Source organism: Streptomyces sp. NPDC111606 (genome assembly GCF_055656945.1).
On the sequence record NZ_JBVKBY010000006.1, the window covers coordinates 63,769 to 76,787 of the forward strand.

The 13,019-nt window shown below is 67.9% G+C and carries 8 protein-coding genes and 1 pseudogene; 6 read left to right on the forward strand and 3 right to left on the reverse strand.

The genetic code is table 11. From position 1 onward, the window contains the following. Positions 1-381: 381 nt before the first annotated feature. Positions 382-2,370 (forward strand): ATP-dependent DNA helicase, encoded by a 1,989-nt coding sequence (locus ACZ7M7_RS21885; protein WP_472119392.1) that lies wholly within the window; start codon positions 382-384, stop codon positions 2,368-2,370. A gap of 227 nt (positions 2,371-2,597) precedes the next feature. On the opposite strand, the gene lexA is transcribed toward ACZ7M7_RS21885, so the two are convergent. Beyond that, entirely contained in the window at positions 2,598-3,377 is a 780-nt protein-coding gene (gene lexA / locus ACZ7M7_RS21890) for a transcriptional repressor LexA (RefSeq protein WP_328878695.1), read from the reverse strand. 563 nt (positions 3,378-3,940) lie between these two features. On the opposite strand from lexA, the gene nrdR reads away from it, so the two are divergent. Beyond that, positions 3,941-4,510 (forward strand): transcriptional regulator NrdR, encoded by a 570-nt coding sequence (nrdR, locus tag ACZ7M7_RS21895; RefSeq protein ID WP_472119395.1) that lies wholly within the window; start codon positions 3,941-3,943, stop codon positions 4,508-4,510. A gap of 166 nt (positions 4,511-4,676) precedes the next feature. Further along, positions 4,677-7,571, forward strand: a complete 2,895-nt coding sequence (locus ACZ7M7_RS21900) for a vitamin B12-dependent ribonucleotide reductase (protein ID WP_383604784.1) — start codon at positions 4,677-4,679, stop codon at positions 7,569-7,571. 373 nt (positions 7,572-7,944) lie between these two features. Here the strand turns inward: ACZ7M7_RS21900 and ACZ7M7_RS21905 are convergent. Continuing rightward, positions 7,945-8,502: pseudogene (locus tag ACZ7M7_RS21905) on the reverse strand (TerD family protein); the annotation flags it as partial. A 131-nt stretch (positions 8,503-8,633) separates the two neighbouring features. Here ACZ7M7_RS21905 and ACZ7M7_RS21910 point away from each other — a divergent pair. From ACZ7M7_RS21910 to ACZ7M7_RS21920, 3 genes are all read left to right on the forward strand, one after another. Beyond that, the gene (locus tag ACZ7M7_RS21910) at positions 8,634-9,239 is read left to right on the forward strand and encodes a YdbC family protein (protein ID WP_383604779.1); all 606 of its coding nucleotides are present in this window, start codon (positions 8,634-8,636) and stop codon (positions 9,237-9,239) included. Positions 9,240-9,358: 119 nt separating this feature from the next. Beyond that, complete coding sequence (locus ACZ7M7_RS21915; protein WP_383604776.1) at positions 9,359-10,018, forward strand: histidine phosphatase family protein; 660 nt, start codon at positions 9,359-9,361, stop codon at positions 10,016-10,018. A gap of 12 nt (positions 10,019-10,030) precedes the next feature. Continuing rightward, positions 10,031-10,936 (forward strand): ADP-ribosylglycohydrolase family protein, encoded by a 906-nt coding sequence (locus ACZ7M7_RS21920; protein ID WP_383604773.1) that lies wholly within the window; start codon positions 10,031-10,033, stop codon positions 10,934-10,936. A gap of 371 nt (positions 10,937-11,307) precedes the next feature. On the opposite strand, the gene ACZ7M7_RS21925 is transcribed toward ACZ7M7_RS21920, so the two are convergent. Continuing rightward, complete coding sequence (locus ACZ7M7_RS21925) at positions 11,308-12,855, reverse strand: MFS transporter (protein WP_383631275.1); 1,548 nt, start codon at positions 12,853-12,855, stop codon at positions 11,308-11,310. Between the last annotated feature and the right edge of the window lie 164 nt (positions 12,856-13,019).

Sequence of the window (13,019 nt, forward strand, 5' to 3'; positions counted from 1 at the left end):
GCTCGCGGTCGAACCGTCGGCGCACTCGATAGACACGGATCAGTCTCACGGAGCGATTGGCTGCGGGACTCCTGCCTGGCGGACCTGCTCCCCACCCGGGGCGCGGCCGAGAGCCCCCGCCGTATCCGATCGGCCCGGTCGCCCGGGGGAGCAATCGAATCGCCCGGTCGTAAACGAATCGCCCCGGTCGGAACCGAACCACCCTGACCACGACCGAACCGACCACACCGCCATGCGCACAGCACCTGAGCGCAATCGAACCAACCCCACATCAACCCGAACCGATGCGATCTCGATCGAAGTGGTCCGGGTCTTGATCCCGCCCTCCGTCGCGACCGTGATCGCCCGGTTGTCAGTGCCTGGCCGTAGGGTGGTCACGCTATGACGAAGCCCCCACTCCCCGAACTCCTGCACGCTGCCGTCACTGCCGTCGGCGGTACGGAGCGCCCCGGCCAGGTGACCATGGCCGAATCCGTCGCGGAGGCGATCGACGGCGGTTCCCATCTGCTGGTCCAGGCCGGCACCGGCACCGGAAAGTCGCTCGGTTACCTCGTGCCCGCGCTCGCGCAGGGGGAGCGCGTCGTCGTGGCGACGGCCACGCTGGCCCTTCAGCGTCAGCTCGTGGAGCGGGACCTGCCGCGCACGGTAGACGCCCTGCACCCGCTGCTGCGCCGTCGCCCCGAGTTCGCGATGCTCAAGGGCAGGTCGAATTACCTTTGCCTGCACCGGTTGCACGAGGGCGTTCCGCAGGATGAGGACGAAGGCCTCTTCGACCAGTTCGAGGCGGCTGCGCCGACCAGCAAGCTGGGGCAGGACCTACTGCGGTTGCGTGACTGGTCGGACGAAACGGAGACGGGTGATCGCGACGATCTGACACCCGGTGTGTCCGACCGGGCCTGGGGTCAGGTGTCGGTTTCGTCGCGGGAGTGCCTGGGCGCTTCGAAGTGCGCGTACGGCGCCGAGTGCTTCGCCGAGATGGCCCGTGAGCGGGCCAAGCTCTCGGATGTCGTGGTCACCAACCACGCGCTGCTCGCGATCGACGCCATCGAGGGCGCCCCCGTCCTTCCACAGCACGAGGTCCTGATCGTCGACGAGGCGCACGAGCTGGTCTCCCGGGTGACTGGAGTCGCCACCGGCGAGCTCACGCCCGGCCAGGTCAACCGCGCGGTGCGCCGCGCCGCGAAGCTCGCCAACGAGAAGGCCGCCGACCAGCTCCAGACCGCCGCCGAGGGCTTCGAGCGACTGATGGAGCTTGCCCTGCCGGGCCGCCTGGAGGAGATCCCGGAGGACCTGGGCTACGCCCTCATGGCGCTGCGGGACGCCTGCCGTACCGTCATCTCCGCGATCGGCTCGACCCGCGACAAGTCCGTGCAGGACGAGGACGCGGTCCGCAAGCAGGCGTTGGCCTCGGTCGAGTCCGTGCACGACGTCGCGGAGCGCATCACGAACGGTTCCGAGTGGGACGTCGTCTGGTACGAGCGTCACGACCGTTTCGGCGCGTCCCTGCGTGTTGCCCCGATGTCCGTGTCGGGCCTGCTGCGGGAGAAGCTCTTCGCGGACCGTTCCGTCGTCCTGACCTCGGCGACCCTGAAGCTTGGCGGCGACTTCAACGGCGTCGGTGCCTCCCTGGGCCTCGCTCCCGAGGGCACGGAGGGCGATGACCTTCCGCAGTGGAAGGGATTGGATGTCGGCTCGCCCTTCGAGTACCGCAAGCAGGGCATTCTGTATGTCGCCAAGCATCTGTCGCGCCCCGCGCGGGACGGCGACCGCGTGGACATGCTCGACGAGCTGACCGAACTGATCCAGGCGGCCGGCGGTCGCACGCTGGGCCTGTTCTCCTCGATGCGCGCCGCCCAGCTGGCTGCCGAGGAGCTTCGCTCCCGCATCCCCGAGTTCCCGATCCTCCTGCAGGGCGAGGAGACGCTCGGCGAGCTGATCAAGAACTTCGCGGCCGACCCGCAGACCTGCCTCTTCGGCACGCTGTCCCTCTGGCAGGGCGTCGATGTCCCTGGCCCCAGCTGTCAGCTGGTCGTCATGGACAAGATCCCGTTCCCTCGCCCGGACGACCCGCTGATGAGCGCGCGCCAGAAGGCTGTGGAGGACGCCGGCGGCAACGGCTTCATGGCGGTCGCCGCCACTCACGCCGCGCTGTTGATGGCCCAGGGCGCCGGCCGCCTCGTACGGGCATCGGGGGACCGCGGCGTGGTCGCCGTACTGGACCAGCGGCTGGCCACGGCCCGGTACGGGAGCTACCTGAAGGCGTCACTGCCCGACTTCTGGTACACGACGGACCGTAATCAGGTCCGAACGTCGCTGGCTGCGATCGATGCGGTGGCAAAGAAGACCGAGGCAGAGAAGCAGCCGCAGTGATGGCGGAACAGCCAGGGTGAGGATCGGGGGTTAGCCTGTCGCGGCGCCGCGACAGGCTAACCCCCGATCCAGAGCCCGCTGACAGCGGGGTTCCCACAGCGCTCAGGGTGAAGCAGCGGCACAGGATCTGCGCAGGGCCACCGGGACAGCACAGGGCCCCGGAACCGGCGCAGGGGTCCCGGGGCCCGGTCAGAGGGCGTCGCCGTCGGCTTCGCCCGCCGCAGCCGTCACACGCGCCGCAGCACTGCCACCACCTTGCCCAGGATGGTCGCGTCGTCGCCGGGAATCGGCTCGTACGCAGCGTTGTGCGGGAGGAGCCAGACGTGGCCGTCCTCGCGCTTGAAGCGCTTGACGGTGGCCTCGCCGTCGAGCATGGCGGCGACGATGTCGCCGTTCTCCGCGACCGGCTGGCGCCGGACCGTGACCCAGTCGCCGTCACAGATGGCGGCCTCGATCATCGAATCACCGACGACCTTTAGGACGAAGAGCTCGCCGTCGCCGACCAGCTGCCGGGGGAGAGGGAAGACGTCCTCGACCGACTCCTCCGCGAGGATCGGGCCACCGGCGGCGATGCGGCCGACCAGCGGGACGTACGACGCGGCGGGCTTGCCTGTGGTGTCCGTGGGCTGCACGGAGGCGGCCTGGTCGGAGCCTCGCACCTCGTATGCGCGCGGGCGGTGCGGGTCGCGGCGCAGGAATCCCTTGCGCTCCAGTGCCATCAGCTGGTGGGCGACCGAGGACGTGCTGGACAGGCCGACCGCCTGGCCGATCTCCCGCATCGACGGCGGGTAGCCACGCCGCTGCACGGAATCCCTGATGACTTCGATCACGCGGCGCTGCCGGTCGGTGAGCCCTGAACTGTCCGCCCGGATGCCGGGAGGTCGGCCCGGCAAGGAGCGCTTGTGTCCCTCGGGACTCATGGCTTCGTTCATCGCATGCACCGGCTCGAGTCGGCCCTGGGAGCGGTCCTGGGCAGTGATGGTGGCACTGTCTGCGGTGGTGGTCACGTCGGCCCCTCTCGATGGTCTCCCTGCTGCACAACGGTAGTTGCTTTCGAAAGGTTGCGCCAAACACACGTTCGAGTGAAAAATCGCGAATCACCTGACGTGATCGTGTGTCTGGGTGTATGGCTGACGTGCTGCCCGGCGGGCAAAAGGGGCCATTGTTGTACCCTTCACCGCCGGGGTGACGACCTCGTGGGTTGTTGCCCCAGTCTGCCATCCGGGATCGGATCAACCTGGAACCGACCCTCATCTGTGCGGGAGTCCCACGTCCCCTCCGTGTGGCGCTCACGGTATCTCCGTATGTGCCGAGGGGATACGGCCGTGCATCAGGTGCGCGGCGCGCCGGTCCGGTCGTACGGCACCTGGCAATGTCCGAGCGACACGCGCGTATGGCGTCGATGTATGAGCCAATCCCCACATCTAGTGGTTGGATTGCAGCAGCAGCCCAGAAGTTGTGGTCCCCCCGGTCTTCGACCGCTCGGAGATCGCCTATGCTTGGGGCTGCTTCGCGGGGCCCATGAGGTCCAGCGAGGCTATTGAGTCTGCTGTGAGGAGGGTTGGGAGTTATGCACTGCCCCTTCTGCAGGCACCCCGACAGTCGCGTCGTCGACAGCCGTACGACCGACGACGGCACGTCGATCCGCAGGCGCCGTCAGTGTCCTGACTGCTCCCGTCGTTTCACGACAGTGGAGACGTGCTCGCTGATGGTGATCAAGCGGTCCGGAGTCACCGAGCCATTCAGTCGTACCAAGGTCATCAATGGCGTGCGCAAGGCATGCCAGGGACGACCTGTCACCGAGGACGCGCTCGCCCAGCTCGGCCAACGGGTCGAGGAGGCGGTGCGCGCCACCGGAAGCGCCGAGCTGACCACCCACGACGTGGGGCTGGCCATACTCGGCCCGTTGCAGGAGCTCGACCTCGTCGCCTATCTGCGATTCGCCTCCGTGTACCGGGCGTTCGACTCGCTCGAGGACTTCGAGGCCGCGATCACGGAACTCAGGCTGGGGACCGGGCGCACGGCCGCGGACGACGACGACCGCGAGGACGACGTACGCGCAGTCACGGGGGGCCAGGAGGACTACCGCGGGTCCGGAGGGACTGCACAAGTCCCCGTGCCCGCCAACGCCGCCGACTGAGGGCGAGCCGGACCCGGTCCTCGGACCTCCGGAACCGGCCGCGAGGCGGCGACAGAAGACCTGCTGCGGGTGGCAATCCGACGGTGCCCGCAGCACCAGACAGAAGACCGTGCCACGGGGAACATCGGGGCACTTCAGGGCGTTTTAGCCCGTACAGGGAGGCGGCATGACAGAGACGGCGAGCGGTCCGGCACGGAGTTCCCGCGCCAAGGGCACCAAGGCGACCAAGGGACTGCGTATCGAGCGCATCCACACCACCCCCGGCGTGCACCCGTACGACGAGGTGGCCTGGGAGCGCCGTGACGTCGTCATGACCAACTGGCGCGACGGCTCGGTCAACTTCGAGCAGCGCGGCGTGGAGTTCCCCGACTTCTGGTCGGTGAACGCGGTCAACATCGTCACCAGCAAGTACTTCCGCGGTGCCGTCGGCACCCCGCAGCGCGAAGTCAGCCTCAAGCAGCTGATCGACCGCATCGTGAAGACGTATCGGAAGGCCGGCGAGGACTACAAGTACTTCGCCTCGCCCGCCGACGCCGAGATCTTCGAGCACGAGCTGGCGTACGCCCTCCTGCACCAGATCTTCAGCTTCAACAGCCCTGTCTGGTTCAACGTGGGCACCCCGCAGCCCCAGCAGGTCTCCGCCTGCTTCATCCTGTCCGTCGACGACTCCATGGAGTCGATCCTCGACTGGTACAAGGAAGAGGGCATGATCTTCAAGGGCGGTTCCGGCGCCGGCCTGAACCTCTCCCGCATCCGCTCCTCCAAGGAACTGCTGTCCTCCGGCGGCAACGCCTCCGGTCCGGTCTCCTTCATGCGCGGTGCCGACGCCTCCGCAGGAACGATCAAGTCGGGCGGCGCCACCCGCCGCGCCGCCAAGATGGTCATCCTCGACGTCGACCACCCCGACATCGAGGACTTCATCCAGACCAAGGTCAAGGAAGAAGAGAAGATCCGCGCGCTCCGTGACGCGGGCTTCGACATGGACCTGGGCGGCGACGACATCACGTCGGTCCAGTACCAGAACGCCAACAACTCGGTCCGCGTGAACGACACGTTCATGAAGGCCGTGGAGGCGGGCGGCAAGTTCGGCCTCACCTCCCGTATGACCGGCGAGGTCATCGAAGAGGTCGACGCCAAGGCCCTGTTCCGCAAGATGGCCGAGGCCGCCTGGGCCTGCGCCGACCCCGGCATCCAGTACGACGACACCATCAACCACTGGCACACGTGCCCGGAGTCCGGCCGTATCAACGGCTCGAACCCCTGCAGCGAGTACATGCACCTGGACAACACGTCCTGCAACCTCGCCTCGCTGAACCTGATGAAGTTCCTGAAGGACGACGGCAAGGGCAACCAGTCCTTCGAGGTCGAGCGCTTCGCGAAGGTCGTCGAGCTGGTCATCACCGCGATGGACATCTCCATCTGCTTCGCGGACTTCCCGACGCAGAAAATCGGTGAGAACACGCGCGCGTTCCGCCAGCTCGGCATCGGCTACGCCAACCTCGGCGCTCTGCTGATGGCGACCGGTCACGCCTACGACTCGGACGGCGGCCGCGCTCTCGCCGGTGCCATCACCTCGCTGATGACCGGCACGTCGTACAGGCGCTCGGCCGAACTCGCCGCGGTCGTCGGCCCGTACGACGGCTACGCCCGTAACGCACAGCCGCACCTGCGCGTCATGAAGCAGCACGCCGACGCCAACTCCGCGGCCGTCCGCATGGACGACCTGGACACGCCGGTCTGGGCCGCGGCCACGGAGGCCTGGCAGGACGTGCAGCGCCTCGGTGAGAAGAACGGTTTCCGTAACTCCCAGGCGTCCGTCATCGCCCCGACCGGCACCATCGGTCTGGCGATGTCCTGCGACACCACCGGTCTTGAGCCTGACCTCGCCCTGGTCAAGTTCAAGAAGCTGGTCGGCGGCGGCTCGATGCAGATCGTCAACGGCACCGTCCCGCAGGCCCTGCGCCGCCTGGGCTACCAGGAGGAGCAGATCGAGGCGATCGTCGCCCACATCGCCGACCACGGCAATGTCGTCGACGCCCCGGGCCTCAAGCACGAGCACTACGAGGTGTTCGACTGCGCCATGGGCGAGCGTTCCATCTCCGCGATGGGCCACGTCCGCATGATGGCCGCGATCCAGCCGTGGATTTCCGGCGCCCTGTCCAAGACGGTCAACATGCCGGAGTCGGCGACCGTCGAGGAGGTCGAGGAGATCTACTTCGAGGCCTGGAAGATGGGCGTCAAGGCGCTCGCGATCTACCGCGACAACTGCAAGGTCGGCCAGCCTCTCTCCGCGAAGACCAAGGAGAAGGAGAAGACCGAGATCACGGAGAAGGCCGAGGCCACCATCCGTGAGACGGTCGAGAAGGTCGTCGAGTACCGCCCGGTCCGCAAGCGCCTGCCGAAGGGTCGTCCCGGCATCACGACGTCCTTCACCGTCGGTGGCGCCGAGGGTTACATGACCGCCAACTCCTACCCGGACGACGGTCTCGGCGAGGTCTTCCTGAAGATGTCCAAGCAGGGCTCCACCCTCGCGGGCATGATGGACGCCTTCTCCATCGCGGTGTCCGTCGGCCTCCAGTACGGCGTGCCCCTGGAGACGTACGTCTCGAAGTTCACGAACATGCGCTTCGAGCCGGCCGGCATGACGGACGACCCGGACGTGCGGATGGCGCAGTCGATCGTCGACTACATCTTCCGCCGCCTGGCGCTCGACTTCCTGCCCTTCGAGACGCGCTCCGCGCTCGGCATCCACTCCGCCGAGGAGCGTCAGCGTCACCTGGAGACCGGTTCGTACGAGGCCGGCGATGACGAGGTGGACGTCGAGGGCCTGGCCCAGTCGGCGCCGCGCGCACAGGAGCTGAAGGCCGTCGCCACGCCGAAGGCCGAAGTCGAGGCGGCCAAGCCCGCTCCGCAGCAGGCGCACACCAGCGCCGAGTTGGTGGAGATGCAGCTGGGCATCCAGGCCGACGCCCCGCTGTGCTTCTCCTGCGGCACGAAGATGCAGCGGGCCGGCTCCTGCTACATCTGCGAGGGCTGCGGCTCGACCAGCGGCTGCAGCTGAGAATGGGCGGAGTCTCGTCGGACATAGCATCCGAGTGACTCGCGAACTCGCCTGACCTGCGGGTTTTTAGGGGACCGGCCGATGGCCGGTCCCCTTCACCGTGTGACCGGCGACGGCCACGTCTGCGGTGGTTCGCGCGAGTTCGCCAGCGAGCTGGGATACCCGTGGCCCGAGCGCTTTCCGCCATGACAGCCAAGGACCCGTGGATGGTCCGGCTCATCGAGACAGCTTCCGGTCGCCGGCTGTGGGCGTTTGCGGGAGCCCCTGAGGTGCCTTGGCGAGAGCCCCGGGAGAGGGGCGCCGGCCACGTGTCGGCGCCCTCCTTCCGCAGAGCTCTCTTCGCAGGATGAACCGACGAACGTACGAGCGACGCTCAGGGCCGGCGAGCCTTGCCCATGCTCGCCGTGAACGTTGCCGGGTCGTCCTCGAAACCGTGGATGCCGGAGTGGAACTCCCACGTGCTCGATCCCTCGCGTACGAACTCCGCGACCGTGGCCGCCGTCGACCCGAGGACGCCGCCGAAGTCGTCCTCGGCCATGACGGTGTAGCCCTCACGAATGCGCAGCGCCGGATTGATGACGCTGACGAAGGTCCGCTGATCGGGACGCTGCTGTATGGCGACACCGACCATCACGCGCGCGTACCGGAGGTCGAGCCGGTCCAGCTCCACGGTCAGGACCTCGTCCCAGCCGAAGCCCTTGCCGTCCTGACTGTCCCGGTTGAGATAGATGGTGCCGTCGGGAGAGCGGCTGTCGAAGTGCACTACGTAGGCGGGATCGCCGTACGGATCGCTCGCCAGATAGGTCGCGGCGACGAGGTCCAGGTCAGTGGGCGGATCACCTGCCGGACTCGGATCCCACTTGAGCGAGATCTCGACCTTCCGGATCCCCTTGTTGATGGCGTTCACCGGGCTTCCCCTTCCCCGTTGCGCTTATGGCTCAGCCTGAACTGCCCAGCAGACAAGGCCGGTTGCCCATCCTGCCACGCGCGCGGCAACGTACGCCGAAGAGCACTCCTGCCGAGCGTGACCGGCGCCACGCTCCGTGGCCTTACCATGGCGCGGTGCTGGTCAAGTGGATTCGCTGCACCGTGGTGGACCGCCGCGGCTTCGAGCGGGGGCAGCGAAAGTGGGCGGGGCTTCCGGGGGAGCCGGGATTTCGGGGGCAGGGTGGGGGTTGGAGCCGGGGGCGGCAGGGGGTCGCGCATGTCTTCTCGTTCTGGGAGAGCCGTTCCTTCTACGACTCCTTCATGGCGCGCTCCCACGACAGACTGGCCGCGGCCCAGTCGGGCACCTACAAGGACATGCAGGTCAAGCTCTTCGACTACCGCTTCGACGTGAAGACCGGTTTCGAGCCGCGCTTCACCGACGCGGACCTTGTCCGAGTGGCGCACTGCCGTGTCCACGAAGACCGGGCCGAGCACTTCACGCTCATGCAGGAGAAGGTCTGGAACCCGGCGATGGCCGGCTCCCCGGGCATGATCCGCGGACTGTTCGGCGAGGCGCCGGGCCATGAGTTCCTGGTGCTGTCGATGTGGCGGTCGGCCGCGGAGCACGGCAAGTACCGCACCGAACGCGTGGAGCGACTGGCGCTGCGGGCGCAGACGGAGGCGGACGTCGCGGCCCTCACGGGCGACATCGTCGAGCTCGAGTCGACCTGGACGGTTTGATTTCCGAACTCATTATGGGTGCGTCGTGGTGTGACCACTGGTACAGGAAATGTGTGACCTACGACGTATGAGGCCCGCACAAGTCCACGATCGGCCCTCAACCGATCTAGGGTTTTGGCATGGCACGACCACGGCGCATCGTCCTTGTCCGGCACGGCGAGTCAACGGGCAATGTTGATGACACCGTGTACGAGCGTGAGCCCGACCATGCTCTGGCCCTGACCGAGCGCGGCTGGCGCCAGGCCGAGGAGACGGGCAAACGATTGCGGGAGGTGTTCGGCCGCGAGCGGGTCAGCGTGTACGTCTCGCCCTACCGCCGCACGCACGAGACGCTGCGCGCCTTCCACCTGGACCCCGAGGCGATACGCGTGCGCGAAGAGCCCCGGCTGCGTGAGCAGGACTGGGGAAACTGGCAGGACTGCGACGACGTACGCCTCCAGAAGTCCTACCGGGACGCCTACGGCCACTTCTTCTACCGCTTCGCCCAGGGGGAGTCCGGCGCCGACGTGTACGACCGGGTCGGCGGCTTCCTGGAGAGCCTGTTCCGCAGTTTCGAGGCGCCCGACCATCCACCGAACGTGCTGCTGGTGACCCACGGGCTGGCGATGCGCCTGTTCTGCATGCGCTGGTTCCACTGGACGGTCGCGGAATTCGAGTCGCTGTCGAACCCGGGGAACGCGGAGATGCGGATGCTCGTTCTCGGGGACGACGGCAAGTACACGCTTGACCGGCCTTTCGAACGCTGGCGAGATCCGGAACCGTACGGGATCACCGGATAGAGTGGCAGGGCGATGACCGCTGATTCCTCCCCCGAAGGGCGCCTGGACCGCGCCCTCGCCAGCCTGCGCGGACTCGCGGTGGGAGACGCCCTGGGCTCGCAGTTCTTCGTCCCGGTGAACTATCCGCTGCTGAAGCGCCGTGAGCTGCCGCCCGGCCCCTGGCAGTGGACGGACGACACGGAGATGGCCTGCTCCGTGGTCGCCGTCCTGGCCGCCCACCACCGCATCGACCAGGACGCTCTGGCCCGCTCCTTCGCCGTGCACCATGACTTCGACCGGGGCTACGGCCCGGCGGTCAACCGGCTGCTGCGCCTGGTCCGGGAGGGCGGTGACTGGCGCGAGCTGGCGGCCGCTCTCTTCAACGGACAGGGGTCTTGGGGCAACGGCGCTGCGATGCGGATCGCACCGCTGGGCGCCTGGTATGCGGACGACCCGGAGCAGGCGACACACCAGGCCGAGATCTCGGCCTACCCCACGCATCAGCATCGTGAGGCCGTCGTCGGCGCCATGGCCGTTGCCGGGGCTGCCGCGCTCGCCGCCGCTCCCGGTGGTCCGCCCAGCCCTGAATCGCTCCTCGACGACGTCGTCGCTCTCATCCCGAAGAGCGCGGTCGGGGCGGGCCTGCGGCGTGCGCGGGACATGCTCGACTACGCCGACGCGGCCACCGTCGCGGCGGTGCTGGGCTGCGGACGGCGTACGACGGCCCACGACACCGTGCCCTTCGCCCTCTGGTCGGCCGCGCGGGCCCTCGGCGACTATGAGCGGGCCTTCTGGACGACCGCGCAGGTCGGCGGCGACGTGGATACCACGTGCGCGATCGTGGGCGGCGTGATCGGTTCCGGGAAGGCCGGGGCGGTGCCCGCCGAGTGGGCGGAGCGGACCGAGGCACTCCCGGAGTGGGCGCCGGCGTCGGCGTAGCCCCGTTCAGCTGCGCGGCTGGAACCTTGTCGGGCCCGGGCCGCGGATCTTCTATGACTTTCTGTGCTTGACGGGAACTCTGCGTGACCGTCGGTCCGTTGTCGTGGCAGTTGATGTGCGACTGCTGGGGTCGCACGCGCAGATGTCACGCGAGGGTCGCAGGGGGTGGAGCAATGAGGTTCATGTCGGTGCTGGGCGTGCTGCTCGCCTCGGCGGCTGCCGCGTGGGGCGGGCTCCGACCCCGCCACCCCAGCGGCGCCCGCCGGACATCGGGCGTCGTGAGGGTGGTGCGGATGGCCGGCTCGTCGTCCTCGCCGTTTGTCCCCCGGACCCGGTCCGGCCATCCGCGGCCCTTCGAGGGCCCTGCCGGGTCAGCCGGCCATGGGACCCGCCGTACCGGCGAGGGCGTCCAGATCGCTTTTGCGGACCCGGATCACGAACCATGCGGTGGCCAGGGCGAGTACGGCCATCGCGGCGGCGGCCACGAAGCCCGTCGAGATGCCCTGGGTGAGCACTTCGTGGCCCCACGGGCCGGGCAACTGCTGCGTCTTGGCGAACTCCGCCTTCTGCTCGGCCGATCCCTCCGCCATGAACTTCGGCAGCTGTTTCTCCGCCTCGTCCTTGCTGGCCGATCCGAAGACCGTCGTCAGGATGGACAGACCGAGCGAACCGCCCACCTGCTGCGTGGCGTTGAGGAGGCCGGACGCGGCGCCCGCCTCATGCTGCGCGACACCGGAGACCGCTGTGACCGTCAGTGTCACGAAGTTCAGTCCCATGCCGAAGCCGAACAGCAGCATCGGGCCGAGGACTCCGCCGACATACGAGCTGTCGGCACTGATGAGGGTCTGCCAGGCCAGCCCGGTCGCCGTGAGCGCCGAGCCCACGAGCATGAACGGCTTCGGGCCGAGCACCGGCAGGAAGCGCTGGGACAGGCCGGCGCCGACTGCGATCACAACCGTCACGGGCAGGAAGGCGAGACCGGCCTCGATCGGGCTGTACTGCAGCACGTTCTGCACGAACAGCACGATGTAGAAGAACATGCCGAACATCGCCGCGGCCAGGCTGAGCATGATCACGTAGGTGCCCGAGCGGTTGCGGTCGGCGAACATCCTCAGCGGGGTGATGGGCTCCTTGGCCCGCGACTCGATGAACGCGAAGGCCACCAGCAGGACCACCGCGGCGCCGAACGATCCGATGGTCAGGCTGTCCCGCCAGCCTTCGTCCGCCGCGCGGATGAAGCCGTAGACCAGGGAGGCCATACCCGCGGTCGAGGTCAGCGCACCCGCGATGTCGAAGCGTCCGGAGTGCCGTTCGGACTCGCTGATGTACAGCGGCGTGAGCACCGCTATCAGGACGCCTATCGGCACGTTGACGAAGAGCACCCACCGCCAGTCGAGCCATTCGGTGAGCATGCCGCCGGCGAGCAGACCGATGGCGCCACCGCCCGCGGAGACGGCGGCGAAGACGCCGAACGCCCGGTTGCGCTCCGGGCCTTCGGGGAACGTCGTGGTGATGAGCGCCAGCGAGGTGGGCGACGCGATCGCGCCACCCACACCCTGGAGCACGCGGGCGGCCAGCAACTGCCACGGTTCCTGCGCGAAACCACCGAGCAGGGAGGCGAGGGTGAACAGCAGGATGCCGGTCATGAAGACCCGGCGGCGGCCCAGAATGTCACCGGCGCGACCGCCGAGAAGCAGCAGGCCACCGAAGGTGAGCGTGTAGGCGCTGACGACCCACGTGAGGTCGGTGGTGCTGAATTTGAGGGCATTTTGAATGTGCGGGAGCGCGATGTTCACAATCGTCGCGTCGAGTACCACCATGAGTTGGCAGGCCGCGATGACGGTGAGCGCGATGCCGGGATGCCCCTCCCGGCGGGCCGCACCTGGTTTCTGATCCTTGATCAACTGAGAGGTTGTCACTATGGGTCCCCCACAAGTGCCTTAGTGAACGCTTGCGTTCACTGTCGCGTCAACCGTAGTGAGTCCCCAGTAGTGAACGCAAGCGTTCACTTATGTTGTTGTCGCGCGGTCTGTCCCCCCGTAGTTGCCGCGTGGAGTTCCCATGTCCCCGAAATCCCCGCTTC